7 protein-coding genes, 2 tRNA genes and 2 rRNA genes (1 of these 11 cut by a window edge) are annotated in these 17,562 nt (G+C 51.5%); 2 read left to right on the top strand and 9 right to left on the bottom strand.

Annotation, left to right across the window (positions count from 1 at the left end; translation table 11 throughout):
* The 9 genes from L215_RS0101425 to L215_RS0101380 all read right to left on the bottom strand — a co-directional run.
* Positions 1 to 1,880, bottom strand: a 23S ribosomal RNA gene (locus L215_RS0101425); it reaches 997 nt to the left of the window's first position.
* Between the two features lie 210 nt (positions 1,881 to 2,090).
* Positions 2,091 to 2,164: transfer RNA gene (locus L215_RS0101420), tRNA-Ala, on the bottom strand.
* A 42-nt stretch (positions 2,165 to 2,206) separates the two neighbouring features.
* Positions 2,207 to 2,280, bottom strand: a tRNA-Ile gene (locus L215_RS0101415).
* A 387-nt stretch (positions 2,281 to 2,667) separates the two neighbouring features.
* Positions 2,668 to 4,196: ribosomal RNA gene (locus L215_RS0101410) — 16S ribosomal RNA — on the bottom strand.
* Together the 16S and 23S rRNA genes with 2 tRNA genes alongside form the textbook arrangement of a ribosomal RNA operon.
* 1,611 nt (positions 4,197 to 5,807) lie before the next feature.
* The gene (locus L215_RS09565) at positions 5,808 to 6,818 is read right to left on the bottom strand and encodes a DUF4339 domain-containing protein (protein WP_027451223.1); all 1,011 of its coding nucleotides are present in this window, start codon (positions 6,816 to 6,818) and stop codon (positions 5,808 to 5,810) included.
* 750 nt (positions 6,819 to 7,568) lie between these two features.
* Positions 7,569 to 8,744 carry an ATP-grasp domain-containing protein gene (locus L215_RS0101395; protein ID WP_025883531.1) on the bottom strand — a complete coding sequence of 392 codons (1,176 nt, stop codon included), beginning with the start codon at positions 8,742 to 8,744 and terminating at the stop codon, positions 7,569 to 7,571.
* 9 nt (positions 8,745 to 8,753) lie between these two features.
* Positions 8,754 to 9,452: a ribonuclease H1 domain-containing protein gene (locus L215_RS0101390; protein ID WP_027451222.1), complete on the bottom strand. Its 699-nt coding sequence runs from the start codon at positions 9,450 to 9,452 to the stop codon at positions 8,754 to 8,756.
* A gap of 15 nt (positions 9,453 to 9,467) precedes the next feature.
* A complete protein-coding gene (locus L215_RS0101385; RefSeq protein WP_025883532.1) occupies positions 9,468 to 10,493 on the bottom strand; it encodes a tetratricopeptide repeat protein in 1,026 nt (341 codons plus the stop codon).
* Between the two features lie 11 nt (positions 10,494 to 10,504).
* Positions 10,505 to 12,592: a transketolase family protein gene (locus tag L215_RS0101380; protein ID WP_044111572.1), complete on the bottom strand. Its 2,088-nt coding sequence runs from the start codon at positions 12,590 to 12,592 to the stop codon at positions 10,505 to 10,507.
* 1,653 nt (positions 12,593 to 14,245) lie between these two features.
* Between L215_RS0101380 and L215_RS0101370 the strand changes: the two genes are divergently transcribed.
* Together L215_RS0101370 and L215_RS0101365 are read left to right on the top strand one after the other, a co-directional pair.
* Positions 14,246 to 15,115, top strand: a complete 870-nt coding sequence (locus tag L215_RS0101370; protein ID WP_025883533.1) for a hypothetical protein — start codon at positions 14,246 to 14,248, stop codon at positions 15,113 to 15,115.
* A 1,423-nt stretch (positions 15,116 to 16,538) separates the two neighbouring features.
* The gene (locus L215_RS0101365) at positions 16,539 to 17,465 is read left to right on the top strand and encodes a magnesium transporter CorA family protein (protein WP_025883535.1); all 927 of its coding nucleotides are present in this window, start codon (positions 16,539 to 16,541) and stop codon (positions 17,463 to 17,465) included.
* Positions 17,466 to 17,562 lie beyond the last annotated feature (97 nt).

The raw sequence follows: 17,562 nt of genomic DNA, 5'->3' as shown, positions 1-17,562 counted from the left end.
CTCTTGCGATGACATCTCCTCTTAACCTTCCAGCACCGGGCAGGTGTCAGGCTGTATACTTGATATTTCTATTTCGCACAGCCATATGTTTTTGTTAAACAGTCGCATGGGCCTATGCTCTGCGGCCAGTGTCGCCACTGGCGTCCTTTCTCCCGAAGTTACAGGACCATTTTGCCTAGTTCCTTAACCGCGAATCTCTCGAGCGCCTTAGTATACTCAACCCAACCACCTGTGTCGGTTTGTGGTACGGGTAATATATCAATTGTTTAGCGGGTTTTCTTGGGAGCTGGCTTACCTACATTATCACTTTGTGCACGCACGCAGTGTACTCTCAGGTTCGACTCGGTCTGCGGATTTGCCTACAAACCAATTATCTACACCCTTCAACCAACTATTCCGTCAGTCGGCAGTAGTGTCACTTCTCCGTCTCCACATCACTCAATATATTAGTACTGGAATATTAACCAGTTCTTCCATCGGAATCGCCATTAGGCTTATCCTTAGGCCCCGACTAACCCTGATCCGATTAGCGTTGATCAGGAAACCTTAGTCTTTCGGCGAGGGGGTTTCTCGCCCCCTTTATCGTTACTTATACCTACATTTGCTTTTCCTATCGATCCAACACAGGTTGCCCCTGTATCTTCTGCTCAATAGGAATGCTCCCCTACCGATGTATTCACATCCCACAGCTTCGGTACACCACTTATGCCCGATTATTATCCACGCCAAAATCCTCGACTAGTGAGCTGTTACGCACTCTTTAAATGAATGGCTGCTTCCAAGCCAACATCCTAGCTGTCTTCGCATCTTGACTTCGTTTGTCCAACTTAGTGGTGATTTCGGGACCTTAGCCGATGGTCCGGATTGTTCTCCTTTAGGACATGGACCTTAGCACCCATGCCCTCACTCCTTGGCTCTAACTTGTACGCATTCGGAGTTTGTCTGGACTTGATAGCCGGTGAAAGCCTCGCATCCAATCAGTCGCTCTACCTCATACAAGAAACACCAAAGGCTGCACCTAAATGCATTTCGGGGAGTACGAGCTATCTCCAAGTTTGATTAGCCTTTCACCCCTACCCTCAGTTCATCCGAAAGCTTTTCAACGCTTACCGGTTGGGTCCTCCAGATAGTGTTACCTATCCTTCAACCTGACCAAGGGTAGATCACTTGGTTTCGCGTCTACCTCTACCGACTCGTCGCCCTATTCAGACTCGCTTTCGCTCCGGTTCCGTACTTACCTGTACTTAACCTTGCCGGCAACGGTAACTCGTAGGTTCATTATGCAAAAGGCACGCAGTCACCCCACGAAGGGGCTCCTACCGCTTGTAAGCAGATGGTTTCAGGGTCTATTGCACTCCTCTTATCGAGGTTCTTTTCACCTTTCCCTCACGGTACTTGTTCACTATCGGTCTCTTGGAAGTATTTAGCCTTACGGGATGGGCCCCGCAGATTCACACAGGATTTCTCGTGTCCCGCGCTACTCAGGTGGTAGCTCTGTCTATAAACGCATTTCAAATACGGGACTATCACCCTCTTTGGTCGACCTTTCCATGCCGTTCTTCTACACGTGTATAGTACATTAGTGCTACTCCTACAACCCCGTAGATGCCGAAACATCTGCGGTTTGGGCTACTCCCCGTTCGCTCGCCACTACTAAGGGAATCACTTTTGTTTTCTTTTCCTGAGGGTACTGAGATGTTTCAGTTCCCCCCGTTGACCTCTCTTACGAGATACTAGACCTTCTGTCTAGTGGGTTGCCCCATTCGGAAATCTGCGGATCAATTCGTATGTGCCAATCCCCGCAGCTTATCGCAGCTTATCACGTCCTTCTTCGCCTCCAAGAGCCTAGGCATCCGCCATCTGCCCTTATAACTTTTCGCCTTGAGCCTTGTATCAACCTAAGTCAATACAATCTCAGTTGAGTTATACTACTTAGCGCACGATCTAAAATCGTTACTCGCTTTGTATTCTTTGTTTGTTCGTACTTATTCCTAAGTACGCTCGTTACTCGTTTCTATTGTTTCTATTGCTACGTATGTCAAAGATCACTTGATGCCTCTCTTTGCTTGCGCTCTGTCTTAGCATCCATGTGGAGAATATCGGATTCGAACCGATGACCCCCTGCTTGCAAAGCAGGTGCTCTAGCCAGCTGAGCTAATCCCCCGTCCATCTTATTTTATAAGATATACAAGCCTCCGTCCTATCGTAGTCCCAGGCAGAGTTGAACTGCCGACCTCTACATTATCAGTGTAGCGCTCTAACCAACTGAGCTATAGGACTCTCTAGTTTATCATACCTAAGCATGACCTAGGGCGTATATCCTATCATGGGTTTATCGCTCTACACGTGGACGACGTCTCGAGACCGCTCTCTATTCCTGCCCGCCTCTCGGACTGACAGCCTCTGAGCGTTGCCTCAGGGTCGCTCTCGCTTCATCGATTCTCCATGTTATATGGATTTCATAACTAATACTCTATTCATCGTGTATGCTACTATATATTGTAGCTCGTGCGTACCTACTGACGATCACCTATCCATGTCTCACTGCGTCTGATAGACTTGTAAGAAAAAATAGCACCAATCTTAGAGATAGGTCTTGATGAGATCTCAATACTAAAGGAATCGCTCCCTCAAGCATCTTAACCTCTCAGTGCCTCGTGTCTCCAGAAAGGAGGTGTTCCAGCCGCACCTTCCGGTACGGCTACCTTGTTACGACTTAGCCCCAGTCACCAGTTTTACCCTCAAGCGCTCCTGTGACGGTCACGCTCTTCAGGTACCCCCGACTCCCATGGCTTGACGGGCGGTGTGTGCAAGGTCCGGGAACGTATTCACCGCGCCATGGCTGATGCGCGATTACTAGCGAATCCAGCTTCACAGAGTCGAGTTGCAGACTCCGATCCGAACTGGGATAGGGTTTATAGATTAGCTCTCTGTCGCCAGATGGCTGCTCGCTGTCCCTACCATTGTAACACGTGTGTCGCCCCGGATGTAAGGGCCGTGCTGATTTGACGTCATCCGCTCCTTCCTCTCGTCTTACGACGGCTGTCTCGATAGAGTCCTCGACTTGACTCGTTAGTAACTATCGACGCGGGTTGCGCTCGTTATGGCACTTAAGCCGACACCTCACGGCACGAGCTGACGACAACCATGCAGCACCTACATAGAAGCCCCGAAGGGAAGAGACCTCTCAGCCTCATGCATCTACATTTCAATCCCGGGTAAGGTTCCTCGCGTATCATCGAATTAAACCACATGTTCCTCCGCTTGTGCGGACCCCCGCCAATCTCTTTGAGTTTCACCGTTGCCGGCGTACTCCCCAGGTGGAATACTTATCGCTTTCGCTTAGACCCATACAGTGTATCGCATAGATCTAGTATTCATCGTTTACTGCGTGGACTACCAGGGTATCTAATCCTGTTGGATACCCACGCTTTCGTGCTTCAGTGTCAGTTGTAATGTAGTACGCTGCCTGCGCAATCGGAGTTCTGTGTGATATCTATGCATTTCACCGCTACACCACACGTTCCACGTACCTCCAGTACACTCTAGCTAGAGAGTTTCAAAGGCAAGACCATAGTTGAGCTATAGCTTTTCACCCCTGACTTCCCTTGCAACCTACGCACCCTTTAAACCCAATAATTCCGGATAACGCTCGCATCCTCCGTATTACCGCGGCTGCTGGCACGGAGTTAGCCGATGCTTATTCGTATGGTAACTGCAAACGTCTACACGTAGACGACTTTAATCCCATACAAAAGAAGTTTACAACCCTTGCGGGCAGTCTTCCTTCACGCGACTTGGCTGGTTCAGGCTCTCGCCCATTGACCAATATTCCTCACTGCTGCCTCCCGTAGGAGTTTGACCCGTATCTCAGTGTCAATGTGGGGGGTCAACCTCTCAGTCCCCCTATCCATCGTTGCCTTGGTAAGCCGTTACCTTACCAACTAGCTAATGGAACGCAGGCCTATCTCTTAGCGATTAATCTTTCCTCCTCTTCTCATGTGATCTAAGGAGAGTATGGTGTATTAGTCCGACTTTCATCGAGTTATTCACCACTAAGAGGTAAGTTGCATACGTGTTACTCACCCATTCGCCGGTCGCCGACGACGTATTGCTACATCTCGCTGCCCCTCGACTTGCATGTGTTAAGCCTATCGCTAGCGTTCATCCTGAGCCAGAGTCAAACTCTCCATTGTTAGTATTTTGTTTGTTTGTTCTCTGTGTTATAACACAAGACCCATTGTAGCTAGCGCTACTCTCAAGCCTTGTCTCTAAGATGATTATTGTGCTATTATGCTTATTGTCCTCGCAGTGTAGACCTAGATTTCGATTGTCTTAGGTATTGCTCGATCTAGATACTACTCTAGATCACTACACTTTGATTGTTTAGTTATGAAATATATCAAAGATCGCTTCTATAATTCCCGTAAGCGTAACCCCTCGTTAGGAGCTCCAGACCAAGACCTCTTCACACGTGAAGAGCGATCTGCCTTTCTTGCGGGTTGTGAGTGCAAAGGTACAACAAGTTTTTGAAACCACCAAATATTCGGGGAAGTTTTTTTTTTCGAGAGCCCTTCAAGAAGTGGAAAACCTCTTGAGAAACTCCGAAGCTAATGAAGGAAGAAACCTCCAAAGCCACCTGCCGTACATATCTCTAGAAAACTACGTCAGACACCTCTGACCAGTCGGATCACCGAGCTCGCTCGGACACCCCTCTCTTTTGAGTTGCGAATGCAAAGGTACAACAAATTTTCGAATCCACCAAATATTCGGAGAAGTTTTTTTTTCGAGAGCCTCGCTCGTGCGTCTTACACCTATATATTATATAGGAGTATCCAAATTGCAGAGACACCCATTACATAATAAGAGTGTCCAAGCATCTCTCTATCCATTAAAACTTGCTCACCACTCAAGGCTCTCCAGACACCTCCGAAGACCCATTCTTTTGAGTTGCGAGTGCAAAGGTAATACATCTTCCCCAATCCACCAAACTTTCGGCAAACTTTTTTTTTGCCGAAAGCTACTCCTCGCAAACACGGCACACGAAAACATGGAGGCTAATACACTACAAGACAAGACGTAAAGAGAGCAGTAAGTCCACAGTCGGTATATCAACCGTCAACGCCCCCCCCTACTTCGGAGCTGACGGGGAGGCTGACGCATGATAACCCAGCCGTCTAGGAGCTACACATGACGACAATTAGGAATACAGGGCTCAAGTATCGCTACAGAGTGGCTACGGAACCTCTCTGATTACTCCTTCCTCCCGAAGAATGGAATTCCTACCTAGAAATTTGTCCAATAGCTACCTAGGAATTCCCCCAATTCCTACCTAGGAAATAAAAAATACTTCGGAGGAATCAAATGAAACTTCGGAGGAATCAAATGAAACTTCGGAAGAATCAAAAAATAAGTCCGAAGAATTTGCCCATTTCCTAGGTAGCAAATCAGAAATATCTACGGAGGAATTTGGGAAATTCCTAGGTAGGAAATCAGACAAGCTTGCTTTTATCGTACATTTCCCCTGTCCAGAGACCGATCTCAGGCGAATAATACAACAAGGGCAATGGAAAAATACACAAGCTGTGATAATGAGACAGCCCCAAGGAACATAGTCCAAGGGGCTGAATAGTGCTGCTCAAGCGAGGAGATTGCCTCACTCCTAACTTTTGCGACCTGACGCAAAGCTACAAACTAATCTCACAGCGACCCTTCTCTATCCCGCAAAACTCACGAGCAACCCGCTGTGAAATTGAGGAGTGAGGAGATTCTAGGCTCCTCGGTGGCGATCGTTCATTCGAGAGAGTTTAGTTGTCCTTTTCAGCCTCAGTCGCACGCTCTTCTTTGGCGCTCTCCGGCTCTGACATTACTGTTGCTCGGTGAATGTCTGCCATGTCGGATACATCATGAGCGAGTCGCTCAAAGAGGCGCAAACATCTTGCCGTGATCTGCGTAAAGGCAACGAAAAAGACCGCGAAGATGAAGGGGAAGAGTGCACTCAAGAGGATAAACGAAATACCCGTAAAGAAGATTGCTCCGACATTAGCTCCTCCAGCCAAACCTATAAAGAAGAACGCTATATACCCGATAGCCAAGTATCCCACTGGAAAGGCAACGAAACAGAAGGCATACCACTTACCTGCGCTCTCTATAAAGTGGCTCCATACAGACAAGACCTTCGATTGATCCCCTACATCCACTGTCGCGAAGAGCTCTGCTTTACGCTTTTGCCAATATTGGAATCCCCGTATACCGAGAAAGAGGAAATAGAAGAGTATTGCAATGAAGGCTAGATAGATCAGCACCTCTAGGCTACTCCTGCTATATAAAGCTTGCCCTATTGTCGTGACAAACTCTTGCGGGTACGACTTGAATCCCCAAAGCGTCGGAGCCACTAGCGCAGTAGATATAGAGGCTATGCTATAGGGGTATAAGGAGATGAGGAAGATGAGCGGAATCAAGGCGATCACGCCATTGGCTACATAGAGGTACTTGATGGCTTTTTTGAAAAATCCTCGCTCCTTACGGTCGTGCTCCATGTCGAGGCGAGGAGCTCCGTACTGAGATGAGGTGGACTCCTGAGAGTGAGGCGTGGTAGCTTGCGAAGCTTCAGACTCTACGCGTGAGCTCGGGGAGGAGTTTTCAGAGCGTGGGAGCCCCAAGAGCGCGCGGAGCTCGTCAAATTCGCTGGCAGGGTATGGGGCAGATAAGCCCATCATCCAGATCATTGTTTCTGGTGTAATCCCCTGCGATGCCAACTCGTCTAGCGAGTATGGACCCTGCTTGTGTCCACAGGAGACAATATAGTACTGCTTCATAGCTCTATTCTGTTATATGGTTGATGGTCGATGTGATATAAGAGGAGAGCGTACGCTGAGCTAGTCGGAGTTGCTCTATCTCTGTTAAGACCGTAAACCTTTCTTTTGAAACGATCTACACTCCAACATCTGTTTGCAAAGATATGTATTTATCTCCACTTTTGCAATAGCCTTCGCAACTAGACTTGGCGGATATCACGAGAGGCTCGCTGTGGAGCGCACGGCGGGGGTGTGTGACGGGTGGGGGTACGGTCACGAGCGGAGGAAATCGAGGATTCCTCGGTGGAGGCTTTTCATTCTCTACGGAGGCGCGGAAAAATTCTTCGGAACTTATGATTTCATTCTTCGGAACTTTGATTTCGTTCTTCCGAAGTTTGATTTCATTCTTCCGAAGTTTTATTTCGGGGCTCCGTGGGGGATTTTCGTTTCCTCGTAAGCTATCGGGGTTTTCCTCCGTGGGGAGAGATATTCGCTCTCAAGAGTTCGTTTTTTTGATCGGTCGGGAGCGTGAGTGGCGTAGCGGGCTAGGATCGTTGATCGGTCTAACCAGATCTGGATGGTGGAGGCGTCGTGCTTAGCGCACAAAAAAAATAAGGGGCTCAATCGTGGAGATACGACTGAGCCCCCTTTTGTGGTGGTGCTTATACTTGCTGCGCTGTGGCAGTACTATATGATGCGTTGGTGTGGAGCTCGTGAGTCCACGGCCTCTTTATGGAGGCGTTGACAGGGGAGTGCAAGAGGCGGAGTAGGTCAGAGGGTGCGGAGGTAGGCGAGGTGGGAGACGGCTGTGAGGTCGGTGTCTAGGTTGGGGGAGGTGAGCGGGAGGAGGCCTGAGCGAAGGCGACCTGTGGTGTCTAGTGTAGGGGCCGTGGCGGTGGCGAGGAGGGCTTTGGCTCGTGGTGCGGAGAGGATGCCGAAGCGATATTGGTTGCGGCTTCCCTGAGGGATGCGCTCACGGTAAAGGTCTAGAGCGTAGTGCCCCATTGTGTAGCGCAGGTTGATCTCGACCCATGGGTGCAGGGCGGTACGGCTGCTGGCTCCATCGGGGCGGTAGGTGAGCAGGTCGATGCCAACGGGGCCTTGGTAGTAGGGAGCCACCTCACGGGAGAGGTAGGCGCTGTGCTGCGCCAGAGTTTGTTGCAGTTCGTCGGGATTGGGGAGGCTGTCTGTGAGTTGTCGGAGCGTCTCCTCGGGATCTTGGCAGAGGCTCTCTAGGTAGCGCCCCTGGTCGTCCGTCTCGAAGGCGCATATTCCGACGAACTGCACCTCGCCCTCCTTATTTATATAGTACTCGGCACCGTAGTCCTGCTGCTTGTCGAGCAGAGGCTCCACGAGGAGGGTGCGGTGCCTTTGCAAAAGCTTGCGAAGCGTCTCTTCGAGTTGGTTGTCCAACTGATTGATGCGCCAGAGTCCTCTCCCCGAGCTGCTAAAGGGGAGCTTGACAAGACAAGGTCCATGGGTCAAAAGCTCCGCCAAGGCGCCTATCTCAGTGATCATCGCAACACGACTGCGCCACGGCACGCTACTGTAGCTCTCGAAGAAACGTACACTTGCGGCTCTAGTCCAGCAAGGCATCAGCTCCTGCGGAAGCTCGCTACACGCCTCTCCAGCGTTTAGTCCATATAGCTTCGCCAGGCTGTGCGCCAAGCCTCGCTCGTGTCCCCAGAGTGTGATTTCGGCGTCCCCTACCCCACCTTTCGCTATATGGTTCAGCTCTCGGTCAGTGAGATAGGGCGAGAGGCTTTTGCCAAAGGGGTGCACCCACCACGTTGCGTCCTCGAGCCACAAAGGCGTTGCCCAAAGGGGCAGGCTCCAGAGTGCGGAGCGCATCTGACGAATGATCCGTGGCGGAGTGTAGTGAAGCGGGTCGCCAGCCTCCAGTGCGACCTCGTGGCCGATGTTGCAGACGAAGAGTGGCGTGCGCATAAGTGTCGGCTACTTACGGCCGAAGTCTGCGGGGATCTCGCCCCAAGCGACCGTGTTCCACTTCAACAGTGGCACCCGAAAGGTGTGCGTCTTCAACCAATGTGTGGCACGGACGATCAGTTCGTAGGTCTTAGCACTACGTGGATCGGTCGAGTCGAGGCGCGTACGACAGCGAGCTTGAGCCACCCACCCGAGCGCCACCTTGCTGTCGGAGTAGATGGGCAGTGGCGGGAGCTTGCCCTGCTCCATCAGCGCCAAGGCATGAACGATGGCTAGGTACTCGCCAATGTTGTTGGTGCCCCACGGGATGACCGCCCGAAAGAGCTCCGCATGGCTAAAGGTGTAGACGCCACGATACTCCGTCACACCCGGATTGGACGAGCAGGCTCCGTCGACAGCGATCGAATGGTTGATGAAACCCGCAGGCGCTATCTTGTCACCGATCAACTGGTCAGGCGCTTGCTCCACACTGTGCTGTACCTGCAGTCGGTTGCTCTCGGGCTTGGCGACACGATGCTGCTGTCCCAGCTGGCGTCCCTCTTGGTAGCCCAGTTCGAACGCTTCCTGCGCTTGCTCTGAGGTTGGGTAGGACTTGAACTTAGCTCCTTGGAAGCCTACGACCTGTAGCTGGCAGTCCCGCCAGTTGTCGTAGACGCCTGGACGATAGCCCTCCCATACGACATACCACTTGCGTTGCTTGGCTGACATCGAGGCTTTCTCCTTTTAGTAAAAGCCTCCAGCGTATAGACCAGCGAAGTTGACCTCGCCCGTCTTCGTCTCAGCATCATCGGGAAGCTCTGCGAGCATCTGCTGCACGCCCTCGTACTGCTCCGTGCGGTCGCACTCCTTATATAGTAGAGCGGCATAGTCCAGGAGCGCACGAGTCGGCTGGGGAATCATCTCCAGAGCCTGCTCCATCTCATCGGCAGCAGCTTCCTTGCCACGCAGCTCCTCGACGAGATGCGTCAGGTGCATGTAGCCCTCCACGTTGAAAGGATCCGTCTCCACCACCTGTCGGAAAGCACGCTCAGCGCGCTCCTTGTCGCCCTCGTGGTACGTGATCAAACCCTCGTAAAGGTAAGCTCGCTCCTCCTCGGGGAACTTCTCGGCCGTCTCCAGAGCAACCGCCAAAGCATCCTCCCAGCGCTCCAAAGCGATCAGTGCTTTCACCTTGATAAGCCAGTAGAGTGGCACTTCGTCGGTCAGCCGTAACGCTTGGTCGATGGTAGCGAGTGCTTGCTCAGACTCACCTAGAGCCAGCTGCGCCTGAGCTTTCATACGGTGTAGCTCAGCTTGCTGTGCCGTCTCTAGTTTGGTTGCCAAGGCTCGCTCAGCGTAGACGATCGTCTCGCTGTGCTGGTCCAGCCCATTCGAGACCTTCGTCGCCTCATAGAGAGCCATCGGATAGTCCGGATAAGCCTCCAGTATGGTGGTCAGCTCAGCCATCGAGCCAGCTAGGTCGGGCTTGCGCTGCAAAGCCTGCGCTAAGTAAAGGCGACACTCAGGATCGTCGATCTCCTCCAGCGAAGTGTGCAGAGCACGTATCGCAAAGTCCACCTCGCCGATCTTGAGCGCACGGAGCGCGTCAAACTTCAGCGTGTTCGCTTTGAGCGTGTCTGCCTTGGGTTCGGTCGCCTGTTCCGCTACCTGCCCTACCTCTTGTGTGGTGTCAGTGGTCTCCTGCTCGACCGATTCGGTTGAGTCAGGAGACTTTTTGCTTGATTTCTTGAAGAGTGAGAATAGTCCCATAGCTTTGTGTCCTATCGACAGAGCTCCTCGATACGCTGCGCCACAGCCTCAGCGGTGAAGCCGAGCTTCTCGTCCAGCACCGTGTAAGGAGCGGAAAAGCCGAAGCTCTCCAACCCGTGGATATGCTCCATATCACCGACCAGGCGGAGAAGCGTCACAGGCAGTCCAGCGGTCAGACCGAAGCGCGCGCCCTTAGCGGGGATCACGCTCTCACGATACGCCTCAGGCTGATCGAAGAAGAGCCCTTCGCTCGGTACCGAGACGATGCGTAGCTTGTGCCCCTTGCCCTTAAGTAGCTCAGCAGCCTGTACTAGCGTACTCACCTCACTACCCGAGGCGATGAGCGTCAAGTCGGGCGTCTCGCCCGCAGGCGTCGTATCAGAGACCACGTAAGCGCCATGCTTCAACTGGCAAGCACGCTCGTAAGTGGGATTGGGTAAGTCTTGGATGTTTTGGCGAGAGAGGATGAGAGCCGTCGGCGTGTGGAGGTTTTCCATAGCCATCTGCCAGGCGACCGTAGCCTCATGCACATCGGCTGGACGTAGCACCTGTAGGGCACGACGACCCGAGTGATTGTGCAGATGCTCTAGGAGGCGTATCTGTGCCTCCTGCTCGACCGGCTCGTGCGTCGGTCCGTCCTCACCAACTCTAAAGGAGTCGTGCGACCAGATGAAGATGACCGGCTGCTCCATCAGCCCAGCCATACGAACGACCGGCTTCATATAGTCTGAGAAGACAAAGAAAGTGCCGCACGCCGCACGCATACCGCCATGCAGGGTGATACCCACGCAGAGCGCAGCCATCGTAAGCTCCGAGACACCAGCCTGGAGGAACTTGCCCGAGAAGTCGTCCGCCTGAAGTGCCTTCGTGCCCTTGAGATAGCCGTCCGTCTTGTCCGAGTTCGAGAGATCGGCCGAAGCAACAATCATATTGTCCACCCGCTTAGCCAGTTCACCGAGCACCGTTGCCGAGGCGGCACGAGTAGCCTGATTAGCCTTCTGAGCGATCTCCTGCCAAGCCACATCGTAGGTAGGCTCTGCAGCAAACCACCGGTCATAGAGCTTCGCCTGATCAGGGTGCGCCTTCTTGTACTCCTCCTGTAGCTTGTACTGACCATCCCAGTAGGCGATGAGCTCCTCGCGACGCTCAGCGTAGAAGGCTGCTACATCCTTATATATGGTAAAAGGATTGTCAGGGTCAGCACCCAGCGCCTCCATTGTCTTAGCATACGAAGCTCCCGCCTTAGAGATCGGCTGCCCGTGCGTTGCGATCAAGTTTGCGAGCGGGTTACCCTCCTCGTCGACCGCCTTGTAAGCCATATTGGTGTAGCCAATGATAAGCGTCGGTGCGCCCGTCTCTTCGGAAGTCTCGATAGCGTCTTGTAGCACCTGACTCAGCGCTGCTGGGTCATTGCCAGGAACCTCAAAAACGTTCCAGCCCCACGCATCATACTTAGCCGCAACGTCCTCAGCCGTGATATCCTCGACACGCGTCGAGAGCTGTATGTCGTTGCAGTCGTAGTACATGATCAGGTTGTCCAGCCCCAGGTCGCCAGCGATGCGCCCCGCACCCTGACTGATCTCCTCTTGGATACCGCCGTCAGAGATAAAAGCGTAGATACGCTGTGGCATAAGCGTATCGCCAAGCCGGTGCTGGAGGAACTTAGCCGCGATGGCAGCACCCACAGCGTAGGTGTGTCCCTGTCCCAGCGGACCACTCGTGTTCTCGATCATACGGCTACGACAAAGCTCTGGGTGCCCTGGCGTAGGACTGCCCCACGAGCGGAAAGCTGCCAGCTCATCCATCGTAAAGAATCCCGCCAGTGCGAGCTGTGCGTAGAGCATCGGCGACATGTGGCCAGGATCCATAAAGAAGCGATCCCGTGCGGGGTGCTCCGGATTACGCGGGTCATAGCGCAGTTGCTCGGAGAAGAGGACCTGGATAAAGTCCGCTCCGCCCATAGCCCCACCGGGGTGGCCACTCTTAGCGCGCTCGACCATCGAGATAGCGAGGGCACGGATATTGTCGGCAGCACGCTCAGCGATGCTCATAGGCTGCTCTTGGGTTGATAAAGTCTGATCAGTCATTTCGTTGCTCATAATGCGATAGAGGTTCTTTACTTTAAAGGTGAGACCATCGGCTCACGGGTAAAACTTACGACTTCAAAGGTACGAAAATTAGAGATTAGCTGTTGGCTGTTGGCGATTAGCTGTTAGCTGTTAGCTGTTGGCGATTAGCTGTTGGCTGCTGGCGATTAGCTGTTAGCTGTTAGCTGTTAGCTGTTGGCTATTGGCTAGAGACAATAGAGCTCCTAGTGCCACTAGAGCCACTAGCCCCCACCATCCCCTCTAATCTCTAACTTCTAACCTCTAGCTTCTAACCACTTCGATCACTCTGATAAGAAAGGACCTCGTAGAGGTCCGACGCATCGTAGCCGTCGGTCGGAGGGGCAAAGCCCCGAACGACCGATGGATAGACGAACGTGGTAGAAAATCGACCCCTCGCGGGTCGGACTAAACGATTGGGTGTCAATATGTCTGTCGTTACTCTGTCTATGCTTCATTGATAGACAGTGCAAAAACAGTCTGAGAATCCATCGCGCCAGAACCCTAGTAAACTAAACATCTATCTGCGCCCCACAAGCCTCTCAACAATCCCTAGATAAGAGCGACAGGACAAATGAGTGCATTTGATAGTTGAGTCTACGCCAGTCGTTTCATATTACTATTTTATATACCTTTGCAAAGAATGAATAGATCAGTTGTACTCCTTAGTGGAGTCAGTTGGCCTCAATCCATCATAGATAAATAGGAAGCGTTGCTTCATTCTTCTTAAACACGAATCGTCAGAAAATTCGACTAGATAGGAGGATGATGGTGACGGCTTCCTCACGGGTTTGCGTGGGGTGCCGTTGTCTCGTCGTTACTGTATCTAGAGGGCTAATTCTGACGAGCCTGTGTTTAGCAGTTGATAAGTCCGGACTCCACGCTTCTTCGTAATGGCTAAGTAATCAACGTCTCTCATAGGAGTCTGAGGGGACACAAACCTGCTAAACTATGAAGCAACGACTACTATGGCGATGGCTACTCCCAGTAGCTTTACTGCTCTCTAATGTATCAATCGCTAGATCTCAGTATATCTATGTGGAGGGGACTAGCGTATCTCTGTCAGAGAGCAACCCGAACGTCCTCGAGGGAAAAGGAGAGGGACGTGACGGATGTGTCAGCTATGACGCTGAGACTAAGACTCTCACGCTAAACAACGCAATCCTTAAGTCTAGAGAGCAAAGTTCTAGATTGAGTATTGTAAATACAAAGTCCGACACTATCACAGTGCGCCTAGTCGGAGAAAACAGCATGCTCGCTTTCGCCACAAACACAATTAGGATAACTGATTCAAACGTTCGTCTTACGGGTACTGGCTCTCTATCTGTCTCTAATGGCAACGAAGACCGTTTAGTAACCTTTACCGTAGGTGGTCCTGCTGCTAGCTTGCTTATTGATAGCACAACACTTATAGTGAATGGCTCTTTACAAAATCCAGAGTGTGATGCTAACTTGGTCATAAACCACTCAACAGTAAAGGCTGGTGGTACTGCCTTTAAACAGATTACCCTCAATGATTGCTATCTTTCAGAACCTGTGGGTGCCTTTGTTGGTTCTGGAGAAGATCAAGTTGGTAAATACCAAGGTATTGCAGCCCAAGATGGCAAGATAGCAAAGAGCTATACAATCCTACCAGGAAGCATAACGATGTATCCAATAGAAGTGAATGGTGTAAAGGTTTCCTCAAAGAACCAAGAGAACGTCCTCGCTGGTCAGGGTGTTGGTAGAGATGGTGCTATACGATATGATGCTGAGACTAAGACCCTCACGCTAGAGAATGCAAACCTTACGACTAAGGACGATATAGTTATGCTCTTTATCAATGAGTTTGGTCCCGATACCCTCACGATCAACCTTATCGGGAAGAACCATATTGAGAGCCATAGTAATGCTTTGGCTTTAATAAACAGCACCGTACGCATTACAGGTACTGGCTCTCTAGAGAGTATCAGCACTGACTCTAACCATATGGGTATAGCACCTCTAGGCGAAGGTGCTAACTTAATCATCTCTAATACGACTGTTACAGCAAAGGGTGGAGTTGGCATATTTGATCCTGACTTTGGAGCTAGCCTAACGATAGAGAATTCTAAAGTAAGTGTTGAGGGTGGTATCGCTACTAAGACGATCACACTCAAGGATTGCTTCGTCGAGCTTCCGGTAGGAGGCAGTGTTGGTGAAGGCTCTGCAAAGGATGGCAGAAAACTGATGGGTCTATGGGATGCTTCGGGCAAACTAGCACTCTCTTGTGTCATCCTGCCTGAGTCTCATCGCTCTATAGCTTCTGTAGAGTCAAGTGAGGTGACGATACAGTTCCATCCGATTACTAAGGAGCTACAAGTCGTTGGACTGACGGCAGGCGAGAGAGCTTACCTATTTGATATGACAGGTGTAGCTGTTGCTGAGTTGGTCGCTGACGCTGAGGGTACAGCTGCTCAGTCGCTAGCTCAACTACCCGCAGGCAATTACTTAGTAGTAACAACTAAGGGAACTTATAAGCTCGCAATAGCGCAATAGGCTACTGCCTGATAAAGCTGCTAAACACAAGGGGACTCAATCGCGCGATTGAGTCCCTTTTTTCATATGCCAAGCCCCTGCACAATCACTGTTAGAACAATGGGTCGGACTGAAGCTGTAGCCCTTGTCTAGTCCGACCCACAAGGGGTCGATAAACTGCTACTGTCTTGCCTCCATCGGTCGTTCGGGGCTGTAGCCCGTCCGACCGACGGCTACGATGCGTCGGACCTCTTGCGAGGTCCTTTTTTACAAGAGCCATCGGAGGGTTTAGAGGTTAGAGCGAGACGAGTAGCCCTGTGTAGGGACGCACGATCCGTGCGTCCGTTGTTGAACGATCTTGACAATGTAACCTTTGACGGGGACGGACGCACAGATCGTGCGTCCCTACAACCGTTACTCGTCCCGTGCATCTTTACGGAGAGCAGGCGAACGCTTGCGGTCGGACTGAAGCTGTAGCCCTTGTCTAGTCCGACCCACAAGGGGTCGATCTTCTACCACGTCCACCTTTCCATCGGTCGTTCGGGGCTGTAGCCCCTCCGACCGACGGCTACGATGCGTCGGACCTCTCACGAGGTCCCTTTTCGCCTGAAAGCTGTTGGAGGAGAGGGGGGGGGGATTAGAAGTTAGAGATTAGAGTTTAGAGATTAGAGTTTAGGGGTTAGAGATTAGGGGAAGACTTCACCCTGTAGGGACGCCCTCCGACTTGACACTCGCGTGCATCCCTATTGGCGTTGTCTTGCTATCGTGCTGATTCCGTTGTGTGTACGAGTTCCAAAAACAATTCCTCTTTTGGAACTTTTTAGTTCCAACGGAGGAACTCTTTAGTTCCAGCGGAGGAACTTTTCAGTTCCAAGGGAGGAACTTTTCGATTTCCACGTGGATATTCGATAATAGGGTGATCGGAGGAGTTAGAGATTAGAGGGAGAAGAGACGAGTAACCTTTGTAGGGACGCACGATGCGTCCGTTCCCGTTAAAACCATGACGCCGTAACTCTTGATACAACGGACACCCTCCCACTAGACACTTCCGTCGAGTCCCTACAGCCGTTACTCGTCTCCTTTAACCTCTAATCTCTAACCTCTAACTTCTAACCTCTAATCCTCTAGTCTCTCTTTTTTCGTACCTTTGCGGGGTAGAGGTGTGGCTCGATCGCCTATATATATTATTGTATAGGTCTGCCGACTGTGCTTCACCATTTTACTGATCACACAAACTTATTAATCCCAACAACGTTATGGACGACTCCTTACCGCCGAGTAAGACTCGAAGTCTCTCCTGTAGACCTCCTCTACTGCGGAGCCTATGCCCTAGCGTCTGCATGGGGTGATCCTACGCTTAGATCTACATACCTAAGCACCGCATAGCAACTGGAGGTCTCTTAAGTTACCATCATCATTCACATCTTAAGAGCCATAGATCATCATGCGGAAGTTTTACCTGCCCAAGCAGCAGTTCACTCAAATAGACAGCTTAGAGCCACACACCTGGATCAAGGTGGTGCAGCCCACCTCGGAGGATATAGACTATCTCTGCGATGAGCTGGGGATACCTGAAAGTTTCATCGGAGATACAGCGGATAGCGATGAGCGCCCGCGTACCGAAGAGGAGGACGGATGGCGACTCACCATCATACGTATTCCGATCGAGACACCCGAGGGTACAACCCCTTACAACACGGTCCCCGTCGGTATCATATCGCATCTGGAGAAGCAGCTCATCGTCACTATCTGCTACCACCGCACGGACCTCATGCCAGACTTCATCAAGCACAATCAGCGCAAGGGCATCTCGGTCGACACGGATATAGACTTTATCCTTCGGCTCATCATGAGCTCGGCGGTGTGGTTCCTCAAATATCTGAAGCAGATCAGCTTCCTGATCCTAGAAACCGAGGAAGCGCTCGAGAAGAGTATCCGCAACGAAGACCTCTTACAGATGATGCGTCTGCAGAAGTGCTTCGTCTACTTCAACACGTCCATACGTGGTAATGAGTCGGTCATCGGACGCTTTAAGGTGAGCCACTACGAGCAGTACGATACGGATCTGGCTGAGGACGTGGCGATCGAGCTAAACCAAGCGTACAACATGGTCAACGTGTACAGCGATGTGATGAATGGCACGATGGATGCTTTCGGCGGGATCATCAACAACAATATCAACACGATCATGCGCCGCATGACCAGTATCTCGATGATTCTGATGCTTCCTACGCTGGTCGCCTCACTGTACGGTATGAACGTGGACCTGCCGATGGCAGCACATCCGTTGGCTTTCGTCGGGATCATGGTGGTCTGCTTGATCTTCTCGGGGATCGCCTTCTGGATCTTCAAGCGCATCCGCTGGTTCTAGCGCCGAGGGCGCAACGCCAAGTCTAGAGCGCCTAACAGATAATCAAAAGGGGGAGCAGGACTATGAGTCCTACTCCCCCTACTATTGGTTGAGGTTG

The sequence above is a fragment of the Porphyromonas uenonis DSM 23387 = JCM 13868 genome (assembly GCF_000482365.1).
Classification (GTDB): domain Bacteria; phylum Bacteroidota; class Bacteroidia; order Bacteroidales; family Porphyromonadaceae; genus Porphyromonas; species Porphyromonas uenonis.
Note: the sequence above shows the minus strand (reverse complement) of the source record. Positions and strands in the feature narration are given on the sequence as shown.